Genomic DNA, 26,015 nt, shown 5'->3' on the forward strand with positions numbered 1-26,015 from the left:
GAGGCGTTCAATCCTGCGGCTAGCGGACAATGTGCCCGCCGTCGATATCGCCCAAGGCCTGAACCAGCGCATTCGAATTCGCGACACCGAATTTCTTCAGCAGCTTCGCCCGGTAGACCTCGACCGTCCGGTAGGAGATCTCGAGCTTAAGCGCGATCTCCTTGCTGGTGAGCCCGTCCGCGAGGTAGGAAACGATCTCCCGTTCCCGCCGCGTCAGGTCCCGGTAGGGCCGTATCTCCGACAGATCGGCGAAACTCCAGACGGCCCTCTGCAACGGTCGGTCGGGGGTGAAGGAATGCCCGCGCACCCGACACCAGAAGAGGCTGCCATCCTTTCGGGCCATGATCCGCTCGTCCCAATACGTGTTGGTTTCACGCAATTGCTTTACGCCGCGATCGCGCACGTTCGCGAATTCCTCATCGGTCGGGTAGAGAATTGAAAAGACGCGGTCTTTTAGCTCATCCTTCGCGTATCCAAACATTTCGGAAAAGGCGAGGTTGCACTCCCGGATCACCCGGTTTTCGGTCACCACCAGCCCGACTGGCGCATAGGTGAAGGCCAGTTCCGCGAAGCATCCGTCGCGGTAGCAGTCGTCGATACGTGTTTCCACGATATTGCGAGCTCCATGACCGTCTGAGACCCTTGTGGCGGAAAGCTAATCCAAGGGGAGGGCCCGGCGCAATGCGCGGGGCACCGTTCGTTTCAGGGAGGAACCGATGACCCTACGTGCAATTCTGGCCGGCGCAGTCGCGCTTGGCCTATCGGTGGCAGGTACGGCATTCGCGCAGGAACCGGTGAAGATCGCACTGGTCCACGGCGTATCCGGTCATAGTTTCGAGGTGTTCTCGAAACAGGCCCAGACCGGGTTCGAGCTTGGCATCGAATACGCCACGGGCGGAACTGGAGAGGTCAAGGGCCACCCGATCGAGATCGTCCACAAGGACACCCAGTTCAAGCCGGACGTGGCACGCGCCGTTCTGGCCGAAGCCTACGGTGACGACGAGGTGCTTCTTGCCGTTGGCGCAACATCCTCGGGAGTCACCAAGGGGTTGCTCCCCATCGCCGAGGAATACGAGAAGATCCTGATCGTGGAACCGGCCGTCGCCGACAGCCTCACCGGCCCCGACAGCAATCGCTACGTCTTCAAGACATCGCGCAATTCCTCGATGGACATGCAGGCCCAGGCGCTTGCACTGAAACCCGACGAGAATCTCTTCGTCGCCACGCTGGCCGAGGACTATGCCTTTGGCCGCGATGGTATCGCCGCATTCAAGGCGGCTCTGGAGGGCTCCGGCGCTACGGTGGTGACGGAGGAGTATATTCCACAAGGCACCGCAGATTTCACCGCCCCGACAGAGCGGATGTTCAACGCGCTCAAGGACCAGGACGGCCGCAAGGTGATCCTGATCTACATTGCGGGCGGCGGCGACCCGATGGGCAAGATCAAGGCAATGCAGCCCGAGCGCTTCGATATCGAGATATCCACCGGCGGTCATATCCTCCCGGTTCTGCCCACCTACAAAGCTGTCCCCGGCATGGAAGGGGCGATCTACTACTATTACGAGAGCCCGCAAAACGAGGTGAACGACTGGCTCGTCGCCACGCATCAGGAGCGGTTCGACAGCCCGCCCGATTTCTTCACCGCCGGTGGCATGGCGGCGGCCATGGCTGTGGTCAAGGCGCTTGAGACGGCTGAGGAATGGGAGACCGAAGCGCTGATCGAGGCGATGGAAGGCATGAGCTGGGAAACCCCCAAAGGCACCATGACATTCCGGCCTGAGGACCATCAGGCGCTGCAAAGCATGTACCACTTCAAGATCCGCGTGGACGACGGCGTGGACTGGGCGATCCCGGAGCTGGTGCGCGAGATCAAGCCCGAGGAGATGGATATTCCGCTCGGCCGCTCCGAGTAATCCATTCCACCCAACTCCCGGCCCCGAGGCGGGCCGGGAGACGCGACACAGGTGCGCTCCATGTCACATCCATCCCTGGTCACTGAGGATCTCACGATCCGTTTCGGGGGGCATGTCGCCGTGAACACGGTGTCCTGCGCCTTTCGCCCCGGCGAACTGACAGTCATCGTCGGACCGAACGGCGCGGGCAAAACCACGTACTTCAACCTGATCTCCGGGCAATTGACTCCAAGCGCCGGAAAGGTGCTGAAGGACGGCCTAGACGTGACCCGGTTTGCGCCCTCTGCCCGGGCCCACCACGGAATCGGCCGCGCCTTCCAGCTCACCAACCTGTTTCCGCAGCTGTCGGTTCTCGAAAACATCCGCCTGGCCGTTCAGGCACGCGCGGGTGAGGGCTGGCGCCTCTTCCGCCGCGTTGACGCGCTGACTGAGCTGACGGCGCGGGCGGAACGCTACCTGGAGGCGACCCGGCTGGACAGTGTCGCCCACCTGCCCGCCGCCGCCCTGCCGCATGGCGACCAACGCAAGCTGGAGGTCGCGCTTCTAATGGCGATGGAGCCCGACATCTACATGTTCGACGAACCGACCGCGGGCATGTCGCTTGACCACGCGCCCGACGTGCTCGACCTGATCGCCGAGTTGAAACACGACCACACCAAGACAATCCTGCTGGTAGAGCACAAGATGGATGTGGTGCGCGCGCTCGCCGACCGGATCATCGTGCTCCACAATGGCGAGTTGCTGGCCGACGGGCCGCCCGAGGAGGTCATGTCGAGCCAGATCGTGCGCGACGTCTACCTCGGCAAGTCGACGGAGGCCGCATGAGCCTGCTGTCGCTCACATCCATGCAGACCAATATCGGCCAATATGCCGTGCTCCACGATGTGTCCCTGGAAGTGCCGGAGGGCGGGGTCTTCGTCCTGCTGGGCCGCAACGGTGCCGGAAAAACCACAACACTGCGCTCCATCATGGGGCTGTGGAAGCCTTCGCCGGGATCGGTCGCATTTCGAGGAACGGACCTCACGGGGCTCCACACCGCCGATATCGCTCGGCTCGGCATCGCCTTCGTGCCCGAAGACATGGGCATTTTCGGCGGTCTTACGGTGGAGGAAAACCTGGTGCTCGCCACCGCAAACGGCACGTTCGACAGGGACGCGCTGGCCCGCATATGGCGTCTTTTCCCGGCATTGGAGACGTTCTGGACCAAGCCGGCGTGGGCACTCTCGGGTGGACAGAAACAAATGCTCTCGGTGGCCCGCGCAATTATCGAGCCACGGGAGCTGATCCTGATCGACGAACCGACCAAGGGCCTGGCACCGTCGATCATCGACGCGATGGCAGAGGCCTTCCGGGAGATCTCGGCCAACACGACGATCCTGCTTGTTGAGCAGAACTTCGAGTTCGCGCGGTCGCTTGGGCGCCAGATGGCGGTGATAGACGACGGGCGCATCGCCCATGCGGGCAGCATGGAGGACTTCGTCGCCAACAAGGACTTGCAGGAAAACCTGCTGAGCCTGTCTGCATGAGGGAATGATGGACGGACTTCGTACAGCAATCGACCGGCTCGGAGGGGTCAACCTTCTGCCGCTCGCCGTTGCGCTCGTGGCCTTCGCCCTGATCGGCGCACCCTCATCCTGGGTGACGCTGACGGTGGCGGGGCTCGCCATGGGCATGATGATTTTCCTGATGGCCTCGGGACTTTCGCTCGTCTTCGGCCTGATGGATGTGCTCAACTTCGGCCATTCCGCCTTCGTCAGTTTCGGCGCTTTCGTGGCGGCAAGCGTACTGGCATGGCTCTCGGGCTGGCTCGGTGCGGAGAGCGTCTTGCTGAACGTCGCCGCACTCCTTGCGGCCTTCCTCGCGGCCATTGCCTTCGGACTGGCGGCGGGGTGGTTTTTCGAGACCGTCATCATCAAGCCAGTCTATCGCGACCATTTGCGCCAGATCCTGATCACAATGGGCGCGCTGATCGTCGCGGAACAGATGATCCTCGCGGCCTGGGGTGGCACGCCGATGAACGTCCCGCGCCCGCGTTTCCTCGAAGGGTCCGTTCTGTTCGGCGATGTAGCCATCGAGAAATACCGCGCCTTCGCCTTCCTGCTTGGCCTCGCGGTCTATCTCGCGCTCAAGTTGACGCTGAACCGCACCCGGGTTGGCCTGTTGATCCGCGCCGGCGTGGAGAACCGCGAGATGGTCGAGGCGCTCGGCTTCCGCATCGACCGGCTCTTCGTCGCCGTCTTCATGGTCGGCTCCGCGCTCGCCGCGCTCGGTGGCGCCATGTGGGCCGGCTACGAGACGCTGATCACCCCCGCGCTCGGAGCGGAGATGATGATCGTCGTCTTCATCGTGGTCATCATCGGCGGGCTCGGCTCCATCGAGGGCACGCTTCTCGGTGCCATCATGGTGGGGCTGGTGGCGAACTACGTGGGTTTCCTGGCGCCGAAACTGGCGCTGGCGTCCAACATGATCCTGATGATGGCGATCCTTCTGTGGCGGCCCAACGGGCTCAGACCAGCTGTGAAATGAGGCGAAAATGATCCGTCAAAGCACCCGGGGCGAGATGTTGGTGAAGGGCGTGGTCCTGCTGATTGCCGCCCTCCTCCTCTTCGCCCCCTTCCTGTTTCAGGACATCCGCTCGCTCGAGGTCGCGGCGCGGATCTGCGTCTTCATCGTTCTGGTGGCCAGCTACGACCTGCTTATCGGATACACCGGCATCGTCAGCTTCGCCCATACGATGTTCTTCGGTTTCGGCGCCTATGGCGCTGCGATCTCTCTACGGCAGATGGGGCCGGGATGGGACGCGGTGATCCTCGGCGCACTGGCAGGCGTGTTCGTCTCGCTGGTAGTTGCAGTGGCCATCGGGCTGCTCTCGCTACGGGTGAAGGCGATCTTCTTCGCGATGATCACGCTGGCGGCGGCGAGCGTCGTCATGGTGCTCGCCAGCCAGCTCTCGCAGTTCACGGGCGGCGAGGACGGCATCACCTACAAAGCGCCCGACCTTTTCAAACCGGCGACAAAGCTCGCGGTGACCGAGGAAGGCAAGGTCGCCCGGCTCTTCGGGGTCAAATTGAATGGCAAGCTGGCCGCCTACTACTTCGTCTTCGCCTCCTGCCTTGTGCTCTTCGTGCTGATGATCCGGCTGGTCGGCGCGCCCATAGGCACCGTCCTGAAGGCGATCCGGGAGAACGAAGCCCGGGCAGAGGCCATCGGCTATCGTGTCGTCGCGTACCGGACCTTCGTCTTCTGCGTTGCCGCGGTGATCGCCTCGCTCGCGGGCACGGTCTATGCCGTCTGGCTGAAATACACCGGTCCGGACACCGCGCTCAGCTTCTCGATCATGATCGACATCCTTTTGATGGTCGTGATCGGCGGCATGGGCACCATGTATGGTGCCGTCATTGGCGCCGTACTGCTTGTGCTGGCGCAATACTACCTGCGCGACCTCATGGGCAGTGCCGCCGAGGCGCTCGCGAATGTCCCGCTGCTTCCGTTTATCCTGGAGCCTGACAGGTGGCTGTTCTGGCTCGGCGTGATCTTCATCCTGCTGGTGTACTTCTTCCCGAAGGGTATCGCCGGAACCATCGCCGGAAAGGAGGCACGGACATGACATCCCCCCGGTTCCTGTTTGTCCCAGTCATGGACCACGAGATCCACGTGACGCTCTGGGGCGATCCCTCCGCCCCGCCGCTTGTCATGTGGCATGGCCTTGCACGCACCGGGCGGGATTTCGACGAACTCGCCGCAGCGCTTTCCGACACATATTTCGTAATGTGCCCCGATACCATCGGGCGCGGATTGTCGAGCTGGTCTGAGAATCCCGAAGCCGAGTACTCCATCGAGTACTATTCAGGGATCGCCGCGGACCTGCTGGACCATTTCGAGATTGACACCGCCGGATGGATCGGCACCTCGCTGGGAGGGCTGATCGGAATGCGAATGGCCTCCGGACCGCTCGCCGACAGGCTCTCCTATCTGGTTATCAACGACATTGGGCCGGAGATCCCCCAGCCCGCTATTGACCGAATACTCAGCTATGCGAACTCACCGCCGGAGTTCGCGACCATGCACGAGGCCGAAGCGTGGTTTCGCACGACTTATCGGCCTTTCGGTCCGGCCAGCGACGGGTTCTGGACCCGCATGGCGCGAACCTCCGTCCGCAGACGCGACGACGGCAGGTTCACGACACACTACGACCCGCGCATAACGGTACAGTTCCTGGCTTCGCCCGCAGAACTCTCCACCTGGGACAGGTATCAGCGCATCCATATCCCGGTTCACGTCATTCGTGGCGCCGAATCCGACCTCCTGCCCGTCTCGACCGCGGCCCGCATGGAAACCACCGGTCCTCGCCCGGAAGTTTCGGTGGTCGAATCTTGCGGACATGCGCCCACTCTGTCCAGAGACGGCGATATCCGCCATGTCCGGACACTGATCGAGTCCCTCGGCGTGCAGGCCAAATAGCCGTAGTGGGCCGCAGAAAATCAAAGGTCTGCCCTTTGCCGAACAGCACCGCCCCGTCACGGACGTCGGTCTCGACGGGCGCTCTCCAGTTGCGGTTCGGACATGGCCTCCCTTGGCGACGGTCACACAATGACGCCGTTCGTGCACGGGCACCGATCTTGCTTATCGGGCATGCTGGGCGTTGGCGGGCTGCTATTCCGTGGCGTCTCTCCTTGGTTTCGTCCGTCCGCTTGGCTGCCCCTAACCAAAATCAAGATCGGATTGCGCCGCCGCGCTCAGGGGCGGTTTCGACACGACAGGCCAGAAGGCAACGAACTAGGTGATGAAAGCGCCGCTCCATGCGGCGACCGCAAGACCGTGCAGATCGAGCCAAATAGCCTCGCAACCACCAACGTGGATCTCTCGGGAGCAACCGAGCCGCTCAGGTGACTGTGCCCCGGATTGCCGCTCCGGATGGCCGAGGATTCGCAGTGCGCTCGGGAACCAGCGCATTCCGGATTAAGCCAACCCTGATTTTTGGGGACAGGTCACAACCGCGAACACCCGATAGGATTGATCCACATACGTCCCCGGGTTCGAGATACCCAAGGCCCGACAGGCGCGTTCTTCCAACGATGTGAGTGGTTTCTTTGGTAGCGGAGGAGGGACTTGAACCCCCGACACGCGGATTATGATTCCGCTGCTCTAACCAGCTGAGCTACTCCGCCCCGAAAACGTAGGCGGGAGGTAATGGACGGGAAGCGAGGCGTCAAGCGGATTCGCGAGATGTGCCGCAATGGTGCTCGGGCGTCGGTCGAGGCGGCGCGCCGATGCTTCGGATTGGCTCCACATGGCCGGCGAAAGCGGCCAGCGTCATGCGATACATGACCGTCACGTCGGGTCTTGTTCAGCAACCTTGTCAACGAGTGGAAGCAGCGCATCGGCCGCCCGCGCCATACCGTCCGGGTCGAGCGTCACGTCCAGCCGTGCAACGGGTGCGCCAGCGTCCTTGCGCGATGCCGCGTATCGGCTGTCGTAGTGGCGCGTCACAAGCTCCAGTGCGAGGGCCTCAAACGCGCCGGCATCGACCATCGCCTGCCATTCGGCCACACGCGCACGGCCCTGAAGCCGTACAAGTTGCCCGAGAATCTCCTTGAGGTGCCCCCTGTCCTGAGAAATGTCGGTGTAGGTGCGGGCAAGGTAACGCGCCCGGTCCTCCACGCTCGCCTGCATCCTGATCCGCGGAGCCGCGCGCATCGCCGACCAGAGGGACGGCGGCACCAGCAGATCGCCGACCTTGCTGCTTTCGGCCTCGACCAGCACGGGGCGTGCGGGGTCGAGTGCTGCAAGCGCCTGCACCAGCCGGCTCTCGAGCATCTTCTGACTCGGTTGACCGCCCGGACGCGGCCCGAGGACCGATCCCCGGTGATTGGCCAGTCCTTCGAGGTCGAGCACCTGTCCGCCACGCGACGCCACCATGTGCAGCAATTCGGTCTTCGCCGTTCCAGTGTCTCCGTCGATCAATACCAGACGATGCGCCAGCGCATTGCCATAGAGCGCGGCAACGACGGCACGGCGATAGCTCTGGTAGCCGCCCTGCAGCACATCCGCACGCCAACCGATCTGCGCGAGGATTGAGGCAAACGAGTTCGAGCGCTGCCCCCCGCGCCAGCAATAGACCAGAGGACGCCAGCCGCCGTCTTTCTCTGCCAGCGCCGTCTCGATATGGCGGGCGGCGTTTCGCGCCACCAGGGCCGCGCCAACCTTGCGCGCCTTGAACGGGCTATCTTGCTTGTAGATCGTCCCGACGAGCGCGCGTTCCTCGTTGTCGAGAACCGGCAGCGATATCGCCCCGGGCACGTGGTCCTCCGCATACTCGGCCGGGGACCGCACATCGATCAGCGAATCGAACGGGAAATCCAGCGGTTTGGAGAGGTTGGGCAGATCATGGGCCATGGGAGGCCTGTCTAGCGCAGCTTTCCCCGGCACGAAAGAAACGTCTGAAGCCATCGGCCAGACACAATCTGCACAGTTTGCGTGCAACGCGAGTTGGCACCGCACAGTCGAAGCCCTTTGGTTAAAAAAGTTCCATGTTTTCCATGCGATCCCTTTGGGCCGATCGTCGCCGCAAGTCGTACGATGTGATCGTTGACGGTAGTGCGGTTACAAACACGCGACAAAGGGGTGTGAAGATCACCTGAGGCCGAGCGGCCGAACGCGGCGGGCAGGACAGCTCCCACTCTGCCCGCCGCCCTTTTTTCGTCGTGCGACCATAAAAGCGAGAGGAGACAATAGGTTGATTCCGATACTGGACTGGAGTCGCTTTTCCCGGGGAAGCGATCGTGTCGGCTTTGTTCGCGAATTCGGTGCGGCCTGCCGGGAGTCGGGGTTTTTCCTGCTGTCTGGCCATGGAATCGACCAGCCATTGATCCAGTCGGTATTCGAACAGGCGGACCGTTTTTTCGAACTCACCGAAGCCGAGAAACGCACGCTCTCGGTTCCGTCAATCGCTCAGGAACGCGGCTGGTCCAAGATCGGCACCGAATCCCTGGAAGAAGGCAGCGACCGGCCGGACCGGAAGGAAGCCTTCGGTATCGGGCCGGAGGCCCCTGGCGACACGCCGGCGGTTCGTTGGGGGGCGCCCTACCGCGGCGCGAACCTGTGGCCGGACATCCCCGGTTTTCGCGAGACGATGCTGCGGTTTTTCTCCGCAGCGCAGGTACTGGCCATGTCGCTGCATCGCGCGGTTGCGGCCGACCTCGATCTGCCCGAGGGATGGTACGACAACCGCGTGAAAGATCCCGACGCCCGCTTGCGGCTCCTGCACTACCCGCCGGCCAGCGGCGCGCGGGGGGAGATGGGAGCAGGAACCCACACCGACCCCGGTGTGCTCACCTTGCTCCTGACAGACGGCGAACCGGGCCTCCAGGTGCGCCCGACGCCCGATGGTCCGTGGATCGACGTGCCACACAATCCGGGAAGCTTCGTCGTCAATGTCGGGGACAGTTTGATGGAGTGGTCAGGCGGACGATATATCTCCAGCCCTCACCGGGTCGTCCCGCCGCAACATGTCCGCCGCTCGGTGGCTTTCTTCCTGCGGCCCGAACCGACCCGCTCGCGCGGCTCTGCCGTCGAGACCCGCTCCGGACAGGCCTGGGCAGACAGCGCCCTGCAAAGCTACGCCCGCGCCTGAGGTCATCGGGCGCCGGGAGCAACCGCGCCGCGTCACTCCCGAGCCCGCAATACCTGCGCCGGGCGCGCGGATAGCGGGCGCCAGGCAAAGGCCAGACCGGCAAACAGAGTGGCAAGGATACCGCCGATCACGATGAGCAAAGCGGAGACGGGTTCGAAGGCGAAATCCGTCTCCATGACAAACGTCGTCACCGCCCATCCCGCAAGCCCGCCGCACAGGATGGCGACGGTTCCGGCGGCTGCGCCGAGCAGCGCAGAGCGGATGGCGAAATACCCCAGCACCTGCGCGCGCACGGCTCCCACCGTCTTCAGGACGGCCGCCTCGAACACGCGCATCCGCTCACCGGCTGCCGCCGCACCGATCAGTACCGTCACACCGGTCACAAGCGTCGCGGCCGCGCCATAGGTGATCGCCGCCGCGATGCCTGCCAGCACTTCGGACACCCGGTCGATCGCGTCCCGAACCCGGATCGCGGTGATGTTCGGATAGGCATGGGCCAGATCCCTCAGGATCGCCGCCTCAGCCTCCGGGTCGGCGTAGATCGTGGCGATGTGGCTGTGTGGTGCCCCAGCAAGGGCGGCGGGATTCATCGACAGGATGAACCCGATTCCAGCGGTTGAAAAATCCACTTCCCGGAAACTGGTGATTTCGGCGCTGATGTCGCGACCGAGGATATTGACCGTGATCTCGTCGCCGAGTTTCAGCCCCATCTCCGCGGCCTCTTCCGCCGCAAAGCTCACCTGCGGGTCCCCCGAATAGTCATCCGGCCACCATTCCCCGTTGGTCACGGTCGTCTGTTCGGTCGGCCGCGCGGAATAGGTGACGCCTCGGTCGCCGTTCAGCACCCAATGGTCGCCCACGGCCTCGCGGGCGGGCGCGCCGTTGATCCGCGTGATGATCCCACGCAGCATGGGCGCGGTTTCCACCCGGCTTACGCCGGCGTCGCCCTCGACGCGCTCCAGGAAACCGTCGAGTTGGTCGGGCTGGATGTCGACGACGAAATAGGAGGGGGCGACCTCGGGCAGGTCGCGTGCGATGGCGCCGCGCAGATTCGCGTCGATCTGCCCCACAGCGGCCAGCACCGTCAGCCCGAGCCCCAGCGAGAGTACGACCGACGTTGCTTCGCCGCCCGGGCCGCCGACGGCACCGAGCGCGAGGCGCAGCGCGGTACGGCCGCGAATGGCCGGCGCACGTGCCAGGCGGTGCGCCAACCGCCGAATGCCCTGTGCCGCAAGCACCAGCAGCACGAGCGACCCGATGACCCCCGCCGCCGCGTAGAGCGCTAGGCGCGGCACTCCGGAAAACCAGGCGGCACAGGCGACAAGACCCGCGGCGAGCAAGCCGGTCACGGCAAGATACACCGGTCGCGGTGCGCGCCACTTGCCTGAGACCACGTCGCGGAAAAGGGACGCCGCCCGGACCTCCTCGGTGCGCGCAAGCGGCCAAAGCGTGAAGAGCAGCGCGGTCAGCGCACCGTAAAGCGCGGCCTCCGCGAGCGGCGCGGCATAGAGGTCAAACTCGGCCGGAACGGGCAGCTGCGCCTCTATCACCGGCGCAAGCAGCAATGGCACGGCACCGCCAAGCGCCAGACCCAACGCGATTCCGGCAAGCGACAGAACGCCGATCTGCATCAGATAGGCGGCAAAAATCGTGCGGGCATCCGCGCCGAGCGTCTTCAGGACGGCAATCACCTCGCGCTTGCCGTCCAGATAGGCACGCACCGCCGCCGAGACCCCCACGCCACCGACCGCGAGCCCTGCAAGCCCGACGAGCACCAGGAACGCTCCGAGCCGATCCACGAATGCCGCGACGCCCGGCGCGCCGTTGCGGCTATCGCGCCACCGCATGCCGGAATCGCGAAAGAGGCCGCGCGCCTCCGTCTTCATCGCGACAAGATCCGTACCCTCCGGGAACTCCAGGCGATAATGCGTCTCGAAAAGTGTGCCGGGCGCCAGCAGCGAGGAATTGGCCAATGCCTCGGTCCGAACGAGCGTGCGCGGGCCCAGTCCGAAGCCGTCACCGGCATCGTCGGGCTCACGCTCAAGTATGGCCGCGAGGCGAAACACCTGCGTGCCAAGGCGAAAGGTGTCGCCTGTATCAAGCCCAAGGCGCTCCGCGAGAACGCGTTCCATCAACGCGCCGGGGAGACCGTCCTGCTCGGCAAGGGCGGTGGCCAGCGGCATCGGCGGATCCAGCCCAACCTCGCCGTAGATCGGCCACATGCCGTCCACGCCCTTGACCTGCGTGAGCGCACGTTCTTCGGTCTCTCCCTCGCCGACCACCGCCATGGAGCGGAAATCCACGATCTCGGAGATCGTGCTGGCGTTGGCCTCCATCCATGCCCGTTCCGCCGGTTCGGCGTAGCGGTAGGTGAAGGACATCTCCGCGTCACCGCCCAGAAGGACCGCGCCCTCCCGTGCGAGCCCCGCTTCGATGCCCGATCGTACCGAGCCGACCGCGGCGATAGCCGCCACGCCCAGCGCGAGGCAGGCGAGAAACACGCGGAACCCTCGCAGGCCGCCCCGCAGCTCACGCCGCGCGATCCTGGACGCGACCCGCAGGCTCATTCCGCCGCCCTTGCCGCGCTGTCGAGCCTGCCGTCGCTGAGCCGGAGAACCCGGTCGCAACGTGCGGCGAGATCCGGCGCATGAGTCACGAGTATCAACGTCGCCCCATGGCGATCCCGCAGACCGAAGAGCAGATCCACGATGGCGTCGCCGGTGTTACCGTCCAGGTTGCCTGTCGGCTCGTCGGCCAGCAGAAGTCGCGGCCGCGGCGCTGCCGCGCGCGCCAGCGCCACGCGCTGCTGCTCGCCGCCCGAAAGCTGGGCAGGGTAGTGATCCATCCGGTCTGCCAACCCAACCGCCCGCAATTCCTGCGCTGCCCGGTCGAATGCGTCGCCCGCGCCCGCCAGCTCCAGCGGGGTTGCGACGTTTTCCAGCGCCGTCATTGTCGGAATCAGATGGAAGCTCTGGAAGACAACGCCCATATGATGGCGGCGAAACCGGGCCAGCGCGTCTTCGCCCATCGCCGACAGGTCGTGGCCATCCGCCACGATACTGCCGGAGGTGGCGCGCTCAAGCCCGCCCATGAGCATGAGGAGAGACGACTTGCCAGACCCGCTCGGCCCGACCAGCCCCAAAGTCTCGCCCTCCGCGACATCCAGCGAGATACCATGCAGGATCTCGACCCGGCCCGCATTGCCGTCGAGCGACAGGGTGACGTCCGCAAGGGACAAGATGGGCTCGGGCATCGGGCGGGCCTCCAGATCGTTCCACCGGCTTGCATATGGGGCGGCGCGCGCGTTGAACAAGGTATGCATCGCTGCCGTACTCACCCTGTTACTGCCTCTCGCCACCCATGCGGAGACATTTTCCATCGCCGCGCTCGGCGACAGCCTGACCCAGGGGTACGGCCTGCCGCAGGAACAGGGATTCGTTCCGCAACTCGAAGGCTGGCTTCGTGAACAGGGGCACGACGTCCGCGTGATCAACGCCGGGGTTTCCGGCGACACCACGGCCGGCGGCCTCTCCCGTGTCGGCTGGACACTCACGCCAGAGGTGCGCGGCATGATCGTGGCACTGGGCGGCAACGACCTGCTACGCGGCATTGACCCGGCCAATAGCCGGGCCAACCTGCGCGGCATTCTGGAAGCGGCGCGGGAAGCGGATGTACAGGTTTTGCTTGTCGGGCTCCAGGCACCGGGCAACTACGGCCCCGACTTCAAGGCGGACTTCGACTCCATGTACCCGGAGCTCGCGGATGAATTCGGCACGCACTACGTACCCAGTTTCCTGGCTGGCCTGACCGACGGCATCGCGGAGTCCGAGGCAATGGGCCGCTTCATGCAACCCGACGGGCTACATCCGAATGCCGATGGCGTCGCCCGGATCGTCGCGACCCTCGGCCCGGAGGTCGAAACCCTGATCGACCGGATCGAAGCGGCCTCCCAGGACTGAGCGAGGAAAACACGCATGACCCTGATCGACACCCTTCGATCCGCTCTCGGGGCGTCGCATGTGCTGACCGGAGACGACACCGCCCGGTATGCCTCCGACTGGACGAACGTCTACCAGGCGGCGCCGCTCGCCGTCGTGCGCCCGGCAAACACCGAAGAGGTCGCCACAGCCGTCCGCATTGCCGCCAAGGCCGGGGTGGCGGTTGTCCCGGTTGGCGGCAACACCGGGCTCTGCGGCGGCGCCCATGCGCCGGGCGCACTGATGATCTCGCTCGAACGGATGAACCGGGTTCGGGAGATCCGGCCGGATGCGCGCATTGCGGTGGTCGAGGCCGGGGTGGTACTCGACGCATTGCACGCGGCCGCACGCGCCCATGACCTGATCTTCCCGCTTTCCTTCGGCGCCCGCGGATCGGCAATGATCGGTGGCTGCCTGTCGACGAATGCCGGAGGGGTCAACGTCGTGCGCTATGGCTCCACCCGACACCTCTGCCTGGGGCTGGAGGTCGTGCTTGCCTCCGGCGAGGTGCTGGACCTGATGACCGCCCTGAGGAAAGACAATTCGGGCTACGACCTGAAGGATCTGTTCATCGGCGCCGAAGGCACGCTTGGCATCATCACGGCCGCCACACTGCAACTCGCCCCCGCGCCTTCGGCCTATGCCTCCGCGATGGTCGCCCTGCCAACACTTGGCGACGCGCTGTCGCTGCTCAATCGCCTGCAATCGGCAACCGGAGGAGCGGTCGAGGCCTTCGAATACATCCCCGGTGCGACCGTTGAGGCGCTGGTCGCCCATTTCGACGGGATGCGCCCGCCGTTCCAGCGGACCTACGACGTGAATATCCTTGTCGAGGTCGGGGCGACGGCGCCATGCGATGCGACACCTCTGGCGGACGGCACGCTGCCAATCGTGACCTATCTGGAAGAGGTGCTCGGCCAGATGCTCGAAAATGGCACCGTCATTGACGCGGTCGTCGCCCGGAACGAGGCGCAGCGGGTCGAAATGTGGGCACGACGCGAGGGCATGGCCGAGGTCGCGCTCGCCCACCGGCCGTTCGTGAACACGGATATCTCGGTGCCCCTCGATCGGGTGCAGGCTTTCCTGGATTCGATGGCACCGCGCTTGGCGGAAGTCGATCCCGGTGCGCGGACGCTGGTCGTCGCGCATCTTGGCGACGGGAACGTCCACTACACCGTTCAGGCATCCCGAGACGAGGCCGGCTTGCTCGATGCCATCCTTGAGGCGGTGGAGGACCGGGCATTGGCGCTCGGCGGCAGTTTTTCCGCCGAACACGGTATCGGGATATCCAAGCTCGCATCGATGCGGCGGCGGAAAAATCCGGTCGCGCTTTCCGTGATGCGCGAGATCAAGACCGCGCTGGATCCGCAGGGTGTCATGAATCCCGGCAAGGTTTTGCCCGACGCCTGACGCCAGCGGCTTTCGTCCGGCTCCGGAATTTGGCATAGCGGCACCATGTTCGACGACCTGGACGATATCCACCCGCTGTTTCACGGCGCCCCCTCCACGACGGAGTTCAAGAAGCTCCGGAAACGCATCGTGCGCAATGTGCGCGAGGCGGTGGAGCAATATGGCATGATCGAACGCGATGCACGCTGGCTGGTTTGCCTTTCCGGCGGGAAGGACAGCTACACGCTGCTTGCGGCCCTCTACGAGTTGAAGTGGCGCGGGCTCCTGCCGGTGGATCTGCTGGCCTGCAACCTCGACCAGGGACAACCGGGGTTTCCGGCGACTGTCCTGCCGGAGTTTCTGGAGCGGATGGGCGTCCCGCACAGAATCGAGTACCAGGACACCTATTCCATTGTCATGGACAAGGTTCCCCAGGGGCGCACCTATTGCGCGCTCTGTTCGCGGCTGCGGCGGGGCAACCTCTACCGGATCGCGCGGGAGGAAGGGTGCTCGGCGGTGGTGCTCGGCCATCACCGTGACGACATCCTGGAAACCTTCTTCATGAACCTGTTCCACGGCAGCAGGCTGGCCACCATGCCGCCGAAACTGGTCAACGAGGAAGGCGACCTCTTTGTCTACCGTCCGCTCGCCCACGTCGCCGAGGCAGATTGCGCGCGCTTCGCAACCGCGATGAACTACCCGATCATCCCCTGCGACCTCTGCGGCAGCCAGGACGGCTTGCAACGACAGCAGGTCAAGGCGCTTATCGACGGTTGGGAGGCCAATCATCCCGGGCGGCGCCAGAAGATGTTCCGCGCGCTGATGAACGCACGGCCATCGCACCTTCTTGACCCTGCGCTCTTCGATTTCGCCGGTCTGGCGCGCGGGAACGGAAGAAATCCCGAAAATTGAAGGAATAATGCGGGGGCGCGTTAAGAGACTGCTGAGCCCCCTCTCCTAGCATTCCTCCGAGTGGCCTTTCGCCCAACCGAGGAACTGGATCCATGTCACGGCCCGCAATCCGCCTGCGCCACATCCGGCGCCGGCTGAACAACGCCTTTGTTCGACCGCAGACACTTGCCTTTGTGCCCGCGCTGATGTTCGCAGGCTATTGGTTCGGCGGCGAGGGTGTCCTGATGATCACCGGTGTCACGTTTCCCCTTGTGCTGATGCTCGGCGGCCTGCTCGAAGGGGACCGGAACATCGAGCGGCTGGACTCGCTCACCGGGCTCGCCAACCGCAACCACCTGATCGACACGCTGGACGAATTCCTCGTCCACCACGAGGGGCGCGGCCAATCGACCATCGCCTTCGTGATACAGCTGGACGACTTCAGCGAAGTTGCGGAATCGCTGGGCAGTGCCGGTACGGAGGAGGTGCTGCGGCGGACCGCCGATAGAATCCTCGATGCGATCCGGCCGGGCGACCAGGCCGCCCGCCTTGTGGAGCATCGGTATGGGCTGGCGCTCGGGCCCGTGCGACAGGCGAACATGGAGATTGCCCTGCGCGTCGCCGAACGGATCCAGGCGGCGATTGCGGAGCCGATCAGCCTCGATGCAAGCACGATCTACGTCACCGCCTCCATCGGTTTTTGCCTGGCCCGGCGCGCGCCCGATCGGTCGGCGGAGGCCCTTCTAGACGCGGCGGAGGTCGCCATGGACGAGGCGCGTCGCGCCGGTCGCTCGCAGATCCGTGCCTATTCCGCAGAGATGAGCGACGCCATAGCAAGCCGCCACCTGCTGTCCGAAGAGATCGTCCGGGCCTTCGAGAACGGTGATATCCGGCCATGGTTTCAGCCCCAGATCTCCACCGACACGGGTCTCGTGACGGGGTTCGAAGCGCTCGCGCGCTGGATTCACCCCGAGCGAGGCGTGTTGCCGCCGGGCGACTTCCTGGAGGCGGTCGAAGCGGCAGGCATGATGGAACGTCTTGGCGAAGTCATGCTGTTCAACGGCCTGTCCGCATTGCGCATGTGGGACAAGGCGGGATACCGCGTGCCGCGCGTCGCCTTCAATTTCACGGCGGCCGAGCTGCGCAACCCGCGCATGGTGGACCGCATTCGCTGGGAACTGGACCGGTTCGACCTGACGCCGGACCGGTTGAATATCGAGGTCCTCGAAACGGTCGTCGCGGACGCTACCAACGACACGATCACATCGAACATCGCGGCACTGGCAAAACTCGGGTGCCAGGTCGATCTCGACGATTTCGGCACCGGTCATGCCTCCATCGCGAATATCCGGCGTTTTGCGGTCAACCGCATCAAGATCGACCGCTCCTTCGTGACTCACGTGGACACGGACCGCAACCAGCAGAAAATGGTCTCGGCCATCCTGTCGATGGCGGATCAGCTGGATCTCGACACGCTGGCCGAGGGGGTGGAATCGGTCGGCGAGCACGCAATGATGGCGCAACTCGGCTGCGGGCACGTTCAGGGATACAGCGTTGCCCAGCCGATGCCCTTCGAGGATGCGTTGGGCTGGATGGACCGCCACGCCACGCGCCTTGGAACGGCACCGCAGATCGGCGGCCCGTTGCACTGAACCGCCGAACCGGCGGTTTTACCGGCGCCGCACCGCCGCCCGGGCCGCGGCGAGAGGGGGCAATCGCCGCCAAATACCGGGATTCTGCTTGACGTTTCGTCCCGCGACCGATTGAACCTCCGCGAACCCGGAGACAAAGGACGTCGGTGATCCCCTTATGGACGATCAGAACAAGAACCTCATTCTCGCCACTGCGCTCAGCTTTCTCGTGATCCTGGTCTGGTTCGTGCTGTTCCCACCCGAGGAACCGCCCGTGACGCAGACGCCACCGGCAGTCACCGACGTGCAGAACGAGGCAGGCCCGGCCGCATCCGTACCGTCGAGCGCCGATCCCGGCGCAACGTCCGCGGTCACCGATACGGCCCCGGTCGCCGACGCGCCGCGTCTGCCCGTCGAAACGCCGCGCCTGACCGGCTCCATCTCGCTGGCCGGCGGCCGTATCGACGATCTGCTTCTGAACGACTACCGCGAAACGCTGGACACCCAGTCGCCCAACGTTCGCCTGCTCGATCCGGTTGGCGGCCCGCTGTCCTACTACGCGCTTTTCGGTTGGGCCCCCGGCGGCGGGCTGGCCGCGGGCGACGTGCCGGCAACCGACACGCTCTGGTCCGTCGAAACCGGCGAAACGCTGTCACCGGGCACACCGGTCACGCTGCGGTGGGACAGCCCGAAAGGCCTTGTCTTCCGGCGCGAGATTTCCGTGGACGACGACTACATGTTCACGGTCACCCAATCCATCGAGAACCCGACCGACACCGCGTTCCGCGCGCAGCCCTACGGGTTCATCGCGCGGCACAACCTGCCGGAACTGACCCGTTTCTTCATTCTGCACGAAGGCGTGGTCGGCATGGCCGACGGAATCCTGACGCAGAAGAAATACGACAAGTTCGAGGATCTGGACGTCGACCCGCAGCTTGGCGCCCATGCGGAAACCATCCCGGACGCACAGAACGGTTGGATTGGCTTCACCGACAAGTACTGGATGACCACCCTGATCCCGGAACCGGGGAAAGGGCACAAGCAGGTCATGCTGTTCCAACCTGGGTCCAATATCTTCCAGACCCAGACCATCTACCCGACGGTCGACATCGCCGCCGGTCAGACGGTGTCGCAGACGTCCCGTCTCTTCGCGGGCGCGAAGGAATGGGAAACGATCCGCCACTACCAGAACGACGAAGGGATCGAAGGCTTCCTCGATTCCATCGACTGGGGCTGGTTCTTCTTCCTGACCAAACCGATCTTTGCTGTCCTGCACTTCCTCAACGGCCTGATCGGCAACATGGGATGGGCGATCATCGGCCTGACGCTGCTGATCAAGGCGCTGCTCTTCCCCCTGGCCTACAAGTCCTACTCGTCGATGGCGAAGATGAAGGAATTGCAGCCCGAGATGGAGAAGTTGAAGGAGCGCGCCGGGGACGACCGCATGCAGCTCCAGAAAGAGATGATGGAGCTCTACAAGAAGGAGAAGGTGAACCCGGCCTCTGGCTGCTTGCCGATCCTTTTGCAGATCCCGATCTTCTTCTCGCTCTACAAGGTGATCTTCGTCACCATCGAACTGCGTCACGCCCCCTGGTTCGGCTGGATTCAGGACCTCTCGGCGCCTGACCCCTCCTCGATCCTGAATCTCTTCGGCCTGCTGCCCTACGGCGTACCGGATCTGGGCGCGCTGCAGATCATTTCGCTGGGCATCCTGCCGATCCTGCTCGGCATCTCCATGTGGCTGCAGCAGAAGCTGAACCCGGCGCCCACAGACCCCACGCAGCAGATGATCTTCGCCTGGATGCCCTGGGTGTTCATGTTCATGCTCGGCAGCTTCGCCAGCGGGCTGGTCCTCTACTGGATCACGAACAACACGATCACGTTCATTCAGCAGTACCTGATCATGCGCAGCCACGGCTACAAGCCCGACGTGTTCGGCAACATCACGTCGGGTTTCCGGAAGAAAAAGCCGGACGCGGAGTAGCCGGCACGTGGCGGGCCGTCTGGCGCATATCGTCCGCCACCCGATCAAGTCGCTCGGGTGGGAAGAACTGCCGGCGGTGGAGCTCAAGGCCGGGCAGGTGCTGCCCTTCGATCGCCACTGGGCACTGGCCCATGAAGCGGCGGCCTTCGATGGCGCGCCGGATGGCTGGTACGCGAAGCGGAACTTCGTGCGCGGCGTCGCCGCACCGCCGCTCATGGCGATCTCGGCGACCTTGTCGGACGACGCGCGGTCGGTCCGCCTCTCCCACCCCGAACGGCCGACGTTGGAGGTCACACCGGACAATGCCGATGCGTCGGTCGGTCTGGTCGACTGGATCGCACCGCTCTGGCCGGCGAACCGGCCCGCCCCTGCCCGTCTCGTCGCCGCCGAATCGCAGGCCATGACCGATGTCCCCGATCCCTTCGTCGCCGTTTTGAACCTCGCGTCCCTGCGCGACCTGGGCCAGCGAATGGGCAAAGACCTCTCGATCCACCGGTTTCGTGGCAACCTCTGGGTCGACGGCTTCGCGGAATGGGAGGAATTCGACTGGGTCGGGCACGAGATCCGCATCGGCGCAACGCGCCTCAGGGTGGAGGAGCCGATCACGCGCTGCAATGCCACCAAGGCGAACCCGGTAACCGGCCAGGTGGACGGCGATACGCTCGCCGCCTTGGAGGCAGCCTTCGGGCACCGGGATTTCGGCGTCTATGCAACCGTCATCGAAGGCGGCCGTGTCCAACACGGCGACATTGCGGAGGCCCCGCTATGACGGCCCTTCCCTTTCCCCTTGCGGAGGCGCCCGAGCCCTTGGCGCTCGAAACCGGCCGCAAGCTCTTCGCGGGGCAGACGGAATTCCTCAAGGGCGTGGTCGCGATGTCCGGATTGCCGCCCGCCGACCGGCTCGAGGTCTGTTTCGCGGGCCGGTCCAACGTGGGAAAGTCCACGCTGATCAACGCGTTGACCGGGCACAAGGCACTGGCACGGGCCTCCAACACGCCGGGACGCACGCAGGAGATCAACTTTTTCACCCTGCAGGACAGCCACTACCTGGTGGACCTTCCCGGGTATGGATTTGCCAAGGCGCCGGTCGCCGTGGTCGAGAAGTGGCAGCGCCTGCTGAAAGCCTACCTCTCCGGCCGCGCCACGCTCCGGCGCGCCTTCGTCCTCATCGACGCGCGGCACGGGATCAAGGCCGTGGACAAGGAAATCCTCGGCCTTCTCGACAAGGCCGCCGTTCCGTTCCAGGTGGTTCTGACGAAGGCGGACAAGGTCAAGGCGGCGGACCGCGAGACGGTCCTCGCGCAGGTCCGCGCCAGTCTTCAGCCGCACCCGGCGGCCTACCCGGAAATGGTGCTCACGTCCTCGGAAACGGGCGCGGGTATCCCGACGCTACGTTCCATCATCGCAGGTCTGGACTGACAGGCCCCTGATCGTGGTCATCCTGGCAAGGTCCCCGTGAGACCATGCATCAGACGTGTTGACCGGCGTTTACCTCGATTTCCGTCCCGGTGACGTAGCTCGAAGGCTCGGTACACAGGAAGTAGATCACGTCGGCAACCTCCTCCGGCTGACCCAGCCGCCGCAACGGCAGGCCATCGACTATCCTCTCGGTGCCGGGGCTGAGGATCGAGGTCTCGATCTCTCCCGGCGCGATGGCGTTGACCCGCACGCCGCGCGGGCCGAAATCATGTGCCATCTCGCGCGTCAGTGCTTTCAGAGCCGCTTTCGAGGTCGCGTAGGCAGCACCCGCAAACGGGTGGACCCGCGACCCCGCGATGGAGGTGACGTTTACAACCGCTCCCTTCGCCGCCGTCAGCTCCTCGATCAACCCGCGCGCCAGCACCACCGAGGCAAAGAAATTGACGTGGAATACACGCCCCCAGGCGAGGAGGTCGGTGTCGATCGTGTTCAACCGCTCCCCGTTGGGGCCTTTGGGGGAGATCCCGGCATTGTTGACCAGCGCGTCGAGCTTGCCGCCGATGCGCTCCTGGATGACCCCCACGGCATTGATCGTGTCCGCCGGATCGGACAGGTCCAGTTGCACATGGTTGTCTTCCCCGCCCGGCCACGGACATTCCGACGAGAAAGGTTGCCGGGAGCAGGAGATCACCCGCCACCCCTCCGCGCTGAACTTGCGCACGGTCGCGTGCCCGATACCCCGGCTCGCGCCGGTCAGGAGAAGGGTTTTCTGACGTTCGTTGCCAGACATGGCAGACCTCCCGAAGCTGCCCCATGAGTGCGCCACGATACGCGAAAAGACAATCGCCCTTGGCATGAGGCCGGTCCGGGCGTAACACCGCAGGTCAAGGAAACACCGAGCCGACCAATGAAGAAGCAGACAATGAACCGCGATTGGATTGCCACCGCCCGGACCCTGTCCGAAGCCCTCCCCTATCTTCAGCGCTATTCGGGTGCCATCGTCGTCATCAAGTTCGGCGGCCATGCGATGGGCGATGCGGAGCAGATGGCGAGCTTTGCCCGGGACGTCGTGTTGATGAACCAGGTGGGTGTCCATCCGGTGATCGTCCACGGCGGCGGCCCGATGATCAACGACCTGCTGGCGAAGCTGGAAATCCAGAGCGAGTTCGTCAACGGCAAGCGCGTGACCGACGAGGCGACCATGGAGGTCGTCGAGATGGTGCTGTCGGGCCTCGTCAACAAGCGGATCGTGCAGGCAATCAACGGTCAGGGCGGCCGCGCGGTTGGCGTGTCCGGCAAGGATGCCAACATGATGGTCTGCGACCCGGTGGACCCGGCCCTCGGGCTGGTCGGGCAGCCGGTGGAGGTGTCGCCGGAGCTGATCCACCAGATGCATGCGCACAATATCATTCCCGTCGTCGCGCCGCTCGGCGCCGGGCGGGACGGCGAGACCTTCAACGTGAACGGCGACACGGCCGCCGGCGCGATTGCCGCGGCTCTCAAGGCCGACAGGCTGCTGCTGCTGACCGATGTCGAGGGGGTGAAGGACGCCAACGGCGCCGTCGTCACCCAGCTGACCCCCGATCAGGTACGCGATCTCACCGGCAGCGGCGTCATCGCCGGTGGCATGATCCCCAAGACCGAGACCGCGCTTGCCGCCATCTCCGGCGGGGTGCGCGCCGTGGTAATCCTGGACGGGCGGGCCCCCAACGCTTGCCTTCTGGAGCTCTTCACCGAACACGGAGCCGGGTCGCTGATCCGCGTCCCCATCGATGAGACCCCCGGCAAGGTGTGAAAAGGGCTTCGCATCGGCGCGCCTTTCCTTATGATCAGGCCGTCATGACAGCCCCCGTCCAGACAGCCGGAGCCGACCTTGCGGACATATCGCGCGCAGCAGACGCGCGACGTCTTGCGGTGCTTGGAGGGTTTCACGCGGGCTCCGGCACGCCGAACCTGCCGCCGGGAACAGCCACGGTGCTGCTTCTCGGTCCGGCCGAGCCCGGGTTCTGGATGGCGGTCAACAGCACCCCCGAGTTCCGCGATGGTTGCCCCGATCCGCTGGACCGGTGGTCGCGCCGAACGATCGGGGAGATTGCCGCGCGCTTCGATGCCGTGCCCCTGTTTCCGTTTGACGGCCCGCCGTACCGGCCATTCGTGTCGTGGCTTATCGAATCCGGCCGGGCGTGGATGTCGCCGGTATCGCTTCTGGTCCACGCCGATGCCGGTCTGTTCCTCTCGGTGCGCGGCGCGCTCGCGTTCCGACAGTCTCTGACGCTGCCGGCGGCATCCGAACGGCCGTGCGAATCCTGCGCGGCGCAGCCCTGCCGCGATGCCTGTCCGGTGGGCGCGCTTCGGCCGGATGGCTACGACGTTGCGGCCTGTCACCAGTTTCTCGCGACCGACGCCGGTTCCGACTGCATGCGCCTCGGCTGCGCAACGCGCCGCACCTGCCCGGTCAGCCAGAGATACCCGCGCGATCCTGCGCAATCCGCATTCCACATGCGTGCCTTTCACGAGACCCCATGAAGCAGCTGATCCTCCTCCGCCACGCGAAGTCGAGCTGGGTAAACCCGGAACTCGACGACTTCGACCGCCCGCTCAACAAGCGCGGCAAACGCAGCGCCAAGGCGCTCGGAAAATGGCTGCGCAAGAACGAGCGGACGCCCGATCACGTGCTGTGTTCGGCCGCCCGGCGCGCGCGCGAAACCTGGGAGGAGCTGAAACTGCCCGGCGACGTCGCGCTGCGCGACGATCTCTACCATGCCTCGCCGGAGACGATGCTCACGGCATTGCGGGGGACAAGGGGCAGGTGCATCCTGATGATCGGACACAACCCCGGAATCGCGGCCCTCGCCCATGACCTCGTCGCCGAACCTCCGGCCCATCCCCGATTTGCCGACTACCCGACCGGGTCTATGCTGATCCTCGATTTCGACATCAAGAAATGGCTCGGCGCGGCGCCGAAACTCGGCCATGTACAGGAGTTCCTGACGCCCCACGACCTTGTGGAGACGGACACCTGAACACGGGCGCCCGTCTCGTCGCTTTGCCGAGGGCGTCAGATCACGCGTGACGCCCGGCGTCAGTGCCCGAGGATCTGGCTGAGGAACAGCTTCGTGCGCTCGTGCTGCGGGTTGTTGAAGAAGGCCTCCGGCTCGTTCTGCTCGACGATCTGGCCCTGATCCATGAAGATCACCCGGTTGGCGACCTGCCGCGCGAAACCCATCTCGTGCGTCACGCAGAGCATGGTCATGCCCTCTTCGGCCAGTTCCACCATCGTGTCGAGCACCTCCTTGATCATCTCCGGGTCGAGGGCCGACGTCGGTTCGTCAAAGAGCATGATCCGCGGTTTCATGCAGAGGGAGCGGGCAATCGCCACCCGCTGCTGCTGACCGCCGGACAACTGGCCGGGATACTTGTTGGCCTGCTCCGGGATCTTGACCTTTTCCAGGAAGTGCATCGCCGTCTCGACGGCCTCCTTGCGCGGCACCTTGCGCACCCAGATCGGTGCCAGCGTGCAGTTTTCCAGGATCGTCAGATGCGGGAAGAGGTTGAAATGCTGGAACACCATCCCGACCTCGGAACGGATCTTGTCGATGTTCTTCAGGTCGGAGGAAAGCTCCGTCCCGTCGACGACGATCTCGCCCGCCTGATGCTCCTCCAGCCGGTTGATACAGCGAATGAGCGTCGACTTGCCCGATCCGGACGGCCCGGCAATAACGATCCGCTCCCCCCGGTAGACGGTCAGGTTGATGTCGCGCAACACGTGGAACGAGCCGTACCACTTGTTCATGTGCGTGATCTGGATCGCGACCTCGTCGGACACCTGCATCTGGGAGCGGTCGACGGTGCGTTCTGCGGTCAATTCAGACATGAGCGTTTCCTTAGCGATGTCCGGTCTGAAGCTTGCGCTCCAGGTACATGGAGTAGCGGGACATGGAGAAGCAGAAGATGAAGAACATCACGGCGATGAAGCCGTAGATCTCCCAGACGATACCGTTCCAGGCGGAGTCCGCGAGGATCGCGCGGGACAGCCCGAGCGGGTCCAGCAGGCCGATGATCGACACCAGCGTGGTGTCCTTGAACACCCCGATGAAGGTCGAGACGATGCCGGGAATGGAGATTTTGAGCGCCTGCGGCATGATGATCAGTCGCTGCGCCATCCAGAAATCGAGGCCCAGCGCATCAGCCGCCTCGTATTGCCCCCGGGGGAGCGCCGCCAGCCCGCCGCGGATCACCTCGGCCATGTAGGCGGAGGCAAAGAGCGTCACCATGATGATGACCCGCAGGATGATGTCGAAATCGGTTCCCGGCGGCATGAAGATGTTGAGCAGCGTCGAGGCCACGAAAAGCAGCGTGATCAGCGGCACGCCCCGGATGAACTCGATGAACCCCACCGAGAGCGAGCGCACGATCAACAGGTCCGACTGGCGGCCCAGCGCCAGCAGGATGCCGATGGGAAGCGACAGCGCAATGGCAACGACACCGATGGTAATCGACAGCATGTAGCCGCCGAAATTCCGGCTCTCCACTGCCTGAATGGACAGCGGCAGGACCGAGGCAAGTGCATCCGCGACAGGCCCGGCCACAAACAGCCACCAGATGATCGGCAACACGAAAGCGGCGATGGTGGCGGCCAGCTCGCCGATGGACGGTTTGAGAAGCCTTTGCGCGTAGAAGCCGATAACGAAGCCGAGGGCCACGACGATCGGGTTCCAGATCGTTCCGCCCCACAGAAGCCAGGGCATCAGGAACGGGTAGATCGCGGAGAAATAGAGCATCTTGCGCGGCAGGTTGGTGAACAGCACCGGCGCAAGGGCCACGGCCAGCAACAGGAAGTCGAGCACGACCCGCCAGTAGAGTTCTGCCGGATAGAAGCCGAACATGAACTGCAGCCAGCGTTCCCGGATGATGCCCCAGCAGGCCCCGCCATAGCCGAGTTCCGCGATGATCTCGCGGCATTCGGTCAGGGATTCGGCGTGCCAGGTCGGCGAGACGATCCACGGCAGCGCCTGCGCCAGAAGCCAGTAGACGAAGGCGAGCGAGAGCAGGGTCAGGATCGAGTTGGACACGGAGGAGAAAAGGTTCTCCCGCAGCCACCCGGCCACGCCCGTGGTCGCCGCCGGCGGATCCTGTTCCTCTACCATCTGGTTGCGGACGAAATGGGTATCGCTCATC

General features: G+C 64.6%; 24 protein-coding genes and 1 tRNA gene. 17 read left to right on the forward strand and 8 right to left on the reverse strand.

Annotation, left to right across the window (positions count from 1 at the left end; translation table 11 throughout):
• Positions 1 to 19 precede the first annotated feature (19 nt).
• Complete coding sequence (locus ARC39_RS22755) at positions 20 to 610, reverse strand: LuxR C-terminal-related transcriptional regulator (protein WP_068118432.1); 591 nt, start codon at positions 608 to 610, stop codon at positions 20 to 22.
• 106 nt (positions 611 to 716) lie between these two features.
• On the opposite strand from ARC39_RS22755, the gene ARC39_RS22760 reads away from it, so the two are divergent.
• The 6 genes from ARC39_RS22760 to ARC39_RS22785 are packed head-to-tail and all read left to right on the forward strand — an operon-like array spanning position 717 to position 6,374.
• Positions 717 to 1,913, forward strand: a complete 1,197-nt coding sequence (locus tag ARC39_RS22760; protein ID WP_068118433.1) for a substrate-binding domain-containing protein — start codon at positions 717 to 719, stop codon at positions 1,911 to 1,913.
• A gap of 60 nt (positions 1,914 to 1,973) precedes the next feature.
• The gene (locus ARC39_RS22765; protein WP_068118434.1) at positions 1,974 to 2,738 is read left to right on the forward strand and encodes an ABC transporter ATP-binding protein; all 765 of its coding nucleotides are present in this window, start codon (positions 1,974 to 1,976) and stop codon (positions 2,736 to 2,738) included.
• Positions 2,735 to 3,439: an ABC transporter ATP-binding protein gene (locus tag ARC39_RS22770; protein WP_068118437.1), complete on the forward strand. Its 705-nt coding sequence runs from the start codon at positions 2,735 to 2,737 to the stop codon at positions 3,437 to 3,439. Before ARC39_RS22765 ends, ARC39_RS22770 begins: the two co-directional genes overlap by 4 nt.
• A 7-nt stretch (positions 3,440 to 3,446) precedes the next feature.
• The gene (locus tag ARC39_RS22775) at positions 3,447 to 4,439 is read left to right on the forward strand and encodes a branched-chain amino acid ABC transporter permease (protein WP_068118572.1); all 993 of its coding nucleotides are present in this window, start codon (positions 3,447 to 3,449) and stop codon (positions 4,437 to 4,439) included.
• Between the two features lie 7 nt (positions 4,440 to 4,446).
• A complete protein-coding gene (locus ARC39_RS22780; protein WP_068118439.1) occupies positions 4,447 to 5,520 on the forward strand; it encodes a branched-chain amino acid ABC transporter permease in 1,074 nt (357 codons plus the stop codon).
• The gene (locus tag ARC39_RS22785) at positions 5,517 to 6,374 is read left to right on the forward strand and encodes an alpha/beta fold hydrolase (protein WP_068118441.1); all 858 of its coding nucleotides are present in this window, start codon (positions 5,517 to 5,519) and stop codon (positions 6,372 to 6,374) included. Before ARC39_RS22780 ends, ARC39_RS22785 begins: the two co-directional genes overlap by 4 nt.
• A gap of 630 nt (positions 6,375 to 7,004) precedes the next feature.
• On the opposite strand, the gene ARC39_RS22790 is transcribed toward ARC39_RS22785, so the two are convergent.
• Positions 7,005 to 7,081, reverse strand: a tRNA-Met gene (locus tag ARC39_RS22790).
• Positions 7,082 to 7,244: 163 nt separating this feature from the next.
• The gene (gene mnmH / locus ARC39_RS22795) at positions 7,245 to 8,309 is read right to left on the reverse strand and encodes a tRNA 2-selenouridine(34) synthase MnmH (RefSeq protein ID WP_068118444.1); all 1,065 of its coding nucleotides are present in this window, start codon (positions 8,307 to 8,309) and stop codon (positions 7,245 to 7,247) included.
• Positions 8,310 to 8,649: 340 nt separating this feature from the next.
• Here mnmH and ARC39_RS22800 point away from each other — a divergent pair, with 340 nt between their 5' ends.
• Positions 8,650 to 9,546 carry an isopenicillin N synthase family dioxygenase gene (locus ARC39_RS22800; protein WP_068118447.1) on the forward strand — a complete coding sequence of 299 codons (897 nt, stop codon included), beginning with the start codon at positions 8,650 to 8,652 and terminating at the stop codon, positions 9,544 to 9,546.
• 32 nt (positions 9,547 to 9,578) lie between these two features.
• Here the strand turns inward: ARC39_RS22800 and ARC39_RS22805 are convergent, their stop codons facing one another.
• A complete protein-coding gene (locus ARC39_RS22805; protein WP_068118449.1) occupies positions 9,579 to 12,113 on the reverse strand; it encodes an ABC transporter permease in 2,535 nt (844 codons plus the stop codon).
• Positions 12,110 to 12,799 carry an ABC transporter ATP-binding protein gene (locus ARC39_RS22810; RefSeq protein ID WP_068118451.1) on the reverse strand — a complete coding sequence of 230 codons (690 nt, stop codon included), beginning with the start codon at positions 12,797 to 12,799 and terminating at the stop codon, positions 12,110 to 12,112. The genes ARC39_RS22805 and ARC39_RS22810 overlap by 4 nt, the downstream gene beginning before the upstream one ends.
• On the opposite strand from ARC39_RS22810, the gene ARC39_RS22815 reads away from it, so the two are divergent.
• The 7 genes from ARC39_RS22815 to yihA all read left to right on the forward strand — a co-directional run bounded on the left by ARC39_RS22815 (position 12,786) and on the right by yihA (position 20,837).
• The gene (locus tag ARC39_RS22815) at positions 12,786 to 13,505 is read left to right on the forward strand and encodes an arylesterase (protein ID WP_078059434.1); all 720 of its coding nucleotides are present in this window, start codon (positions 12,786 to 12,788) and stop codon (positions 13,503 to 13,505) included. The genes ARC39_RS22810 and ARC39_RS22815 overlap by 14 nt on opposite strands.
• Positions 13,506 to 13,520: 15 nt before the next feature.
• On the forward strand, positions 13,521 to 14,933 hold the full coding sequence (locus ARC39_RS22820; RefSeq protein WP_068118453.1) for an FAD-binding oxidoreductase: 1,413 nt from the start codon (positions 13,521 to 13,523) through the stop codon (positions 14,931 to 14,933).
• A gap of 45 nt (positions 14,934 to 14,978) precedes the next feature.
• Positions 14,979 to 15,824 (forward strand): tRNA 2-thiocytidine(32) synthetase TtcA, encoded by an 846-nt coding sequence (gene ttcA / locus ARC39_RS22825; protein ID WP_068118457.1) that lies wholly within the window; start codon positions 14,979 to 14,981, stop codon positions 15,822 to 15,824.
• Between the two features lie 92 nt (positions 15,825 to 15,916).
• Entirely contained in the window at positions 15,917 to 17,455 is a 1,539-nt protein-coding gene (locus ARC39_RS22830; protein WP_068118459.1) for a putative bifunctional diguanylate cyclase/phosphodiesterase, read from the forward strand.
• Positions 17,456 to 17,612: 157 nt separating this feature from the next.
• Complete coding sequence (gene yidC, locus ARC39_RS22835) at positions 17,613 to 19,418, forward strand: membrane protein insertase YidC (RefSeq protein ID WP_068118462.1); 1,806 nt, start codon at positions 17,613 to 17,615, stop codon at positions 19,416 to 19,418.
• 7 nt (positions 19,419 to 19,425) lie between these two features.
• A complete protein-coding gene (locus tag ARC39_RS22840) occupies positions 19,426 to 20,187 on the forward strand; it encodes an MOSC domain-containing protein (protein ID WP_068118464.1) in 762 nt (253 codons plus the stop codon).
• Positions 20,184 to 20,837, forward strand: coding sequence for a ribosome biogenesis GTP-binding protein YihA/YsxC (gene yihA, locus ARC39_RS22845; RefSeq protein ID WP_068118467.1), 654 nt, complete (start codon positions 20,184 to 20,186; stop codon positions 20,835 to 20,837). Before ARC39_RS22840 ends, yihA begins: the two co-directional genes overlap by 4 nt.
• Before the next feature lie 49 nt (positions 20,838 to 20,886).
• Here the strand turns inward: yihA and ARC39_RS22850 are convergent, their stop codons facing one another.
• Entirely contained in the window at positions 20,887 to 21,627 is a 741-nt protein-coding gene (locus tag ARC39_RS22850) for an SDR family NAD(P)-dependent oxidoreductase (protein WP_068118470.1), read from the reverse strand.
• A 117-nt stretch (positions 21,628 to 21,744) separates the two neighbouring features.
• Between ARC39_RS22850 and argB the strand changes: the two genes are divergently transcribed.
• The 3 genes from argB to ARC39_RS22865 are packed head-to-tail and all read left to right on the forward strand — an operon-like array spanning position 21,745 to position 23,860.
• Positions 21,745 to 22,632: an acetylglutamate kinase gene (gene argB / locus ARC39_RS22855; protein ID WP_068118472.1), complete on the forward strand. Its 888-nt coding sequence runs from the start codon at positions 21,745 to 21,747 to the stop codon at positions 22,630 to 22,632.
• A gap of 44 nt (positions 22,633 to 22,676) precedes the next feature.
• Complete coding sequence (locus ARC39_RS22860) at positions 22,677 to 23,363, forward strand: ferredoxin (protein WP_068118476.1); 687 nt, start codon at positions 22,677 to 22,679, stop codon at positions 23,361 to 23,363.
• Entirely contained in the window at positions 23,360 to 23,860 is a 501-nt protein-coding gene (locus tag ARC39_RS22865) for a SixA phosphatase family protein (RefSeq protein ID WP_068118478.1), read from the forward strand. Before ARC39_RS22860 ends, ARC39_RS22865 begins: the two co-directional genes overlap by 4 nt.
• A gap of 59 nt (positions 23,861 to 23,919) precedes the next feature.
• On the opposite strand, the gene ARC39_RS22870 is transcribed toward ARC39_RS22865, so the two are convergent.
• The gene (locus ARC39_RS22870; protein ID WP_068118483.1) at positions 23,920 to 24,711 is read right to left on the reverse strand and encodes an amino acid ABC transporter ATP-binding protein; all 792 of its coding nucleotides are present in this window, start codon (positions 24,709 to 24,711) and stop codon (positions 23,920 to 23,922) included.
• 10 nt (positions 24,712 to 24,721) lie between these two features.
• The gene (locus ARC39_RS22875) at positions 24,722 to 26,014 is read right to left on the reverse strand and encodes an amino acid ABC transporter permease (protein ID WP_068118484.1); all 1,293 of its coding nucleotides are present in this window, start codon (positions 26,012 to 26,014) and stop codon (positions 24,722 to 24,724) included.
• Position 26,015 lies beyond the last annotated feature (1 nt).

It is taken from the genome of Tropicimonas marinistellae (assembly GCF_001509585.1).
Lineage (GTDB): Bacteria > Pseudomonadota > Alphaproteobacteria > Rhodobacterales > Rhodobacteraceae > Tropicimonas > Tropicimonas marinistellae.

Bases quoted from the DNA above. Each gene is read 5' to 3' on its own strand.
- ARC39_RS22810 (WP_068118451.1), bottom strand. From the start codon at position 12,799: ATGCCCGAGCCCATCTTGTCCCTTGCGGACGTCACCCTGTCGCTCGAC.
- ARC39_RS22780 (WP_068118439.1), top strand. From the start codon at position 4,447: ATGATCCGTCAAAGCACCCGGGGCGAGATGTTGGTGAAGGGCGTGGTC.
- yihA (WP_068118467.1), top strand. From the start codon at position 20,184: ATGACGGCCCTTCCCTTTCCCCTTGCGGAGGCGCCCGAGCCCTTGGCG.
- ARC39_RS22865 (WP_068118478.1), top strand. From the start codon at position 23,360: ATGAAGCAGCTGATCCTCCTCCGCCACGCGAAGTCGAGCTGGGTAAAC.
- ARC39_RS22850 (WP_068118470.1), bottom strand. From the start codon at position 21,627: ATGTCTGGCAACGAACGTCAGAAAACCCTTCTCCTGACCGGCGCGAGC.
- ARC39_RS22765 (WP_068118434.1), top strand. From the start codon at position 1,974: ATGTCACATCCATCCCTGGTCACTGAGGATCTCACGATCCGTTTCGGG.
- ARC39_RS22875 (WP_068118484.1), bottom strand. From the start codon at position 26,014: ATGAGCGATACCCATTTCGTCCGCAACCAGATGGTAGAGGAACAGGAT.
- ttcA (WP_068118457.1), top strand. From the start codon at position 14,979: ATGTTCGACGACCTGGACGATATCCACCCGCTGTTTCACGGCGCCCCC.
- mnmH (WP_068118444.1), bottom strand. From the start codon at position 8,309: ATGGCCCATGATCTGCCCAACCTCTCCAAACCGCTGGATTTCCCGTTC.
- ARC39_RS22820 (WP_068118453.1), top strand. From the start codon at position 13,521: ATGACCCTGATCGACACCCTTCGATCCGCTCTCGGGGCGTCGCATGTG.
- ARC39_RS22805 (WP_068118449.1), bottom strand. From the start codon at position 12,113: ATGAGCCTGCGGGTCGCGTCCAGGATCGCGCGGCGTGAGCTGCGGGGC.
- ARC39_RS22770 (WP_068118437.1), top strand. From the start codon at position 2,735: ATGAGCCTGCTGTCGCTCACATCCATGCAGACCAATATCGGCCAATAT.
- ARC39_RS22830 (WP_068118459.1), top strand. From the start codon at position 15,917: ATGTCACGGCCCGCAATCCGCCTGCGCCACATCCGGCGCCGGCTGAAC.
- ARC39_RS22870 (WP_068118483.1), bottom strand. From the start codon at position 24,711: ATGTCTGAATTGACCGCAGAACGCACCGTCGACCGCTCCCAGATGCAG.
- ARC39_RS22860 (WP_068118476.1), top strand. From the start codon at position 22,677: ATGACAGCCCCCGTCCAGACAGCCGGAGCCGACCTTGCGGACATATCG.
- ARC39_RS22775 (WP_068118572.1), top strand. From the start codon at position 3,447: ATGGACGGACTTCGTACAGCAATCGACCGGCTCGGAGGGGTCAACCTT.
- yidC (WP_068118462.1), top strand. From the start codon at position 17,613: ATGGACGATCAGAACAAGAACCTCATTCTCGCCACTGCGCTCAGCTTT.
- ARC39_RS22815 (WP_078059434.1), top strand. From the start codon at position 12,786: ATGGGCTCGGGCATCGGGCGGGCCTCCAGATCGTTCCACCGGCTTGCA.
- ARC39_RS22785 (WP_068118441.1), top strand. From the start codon at position 5,517: ATGACATCCCCCCGGTTCCTGTTTGTCCCAGTCATGGACCACGAGATC.
- argB (WP_068118472.1), top strand. From the start codon at position 21,745: ATGAAGAAGCAGACAATGAACCGCGATTGGATTGCCACCGCCCGGACC.
- ARC39_RS22760 (WP_068118433.1), top strand. From the start codon at position 717: ATGACCCTACGTGCAATTCTGGCCGGCGCAGTCGCGCTTGGCCTATCG.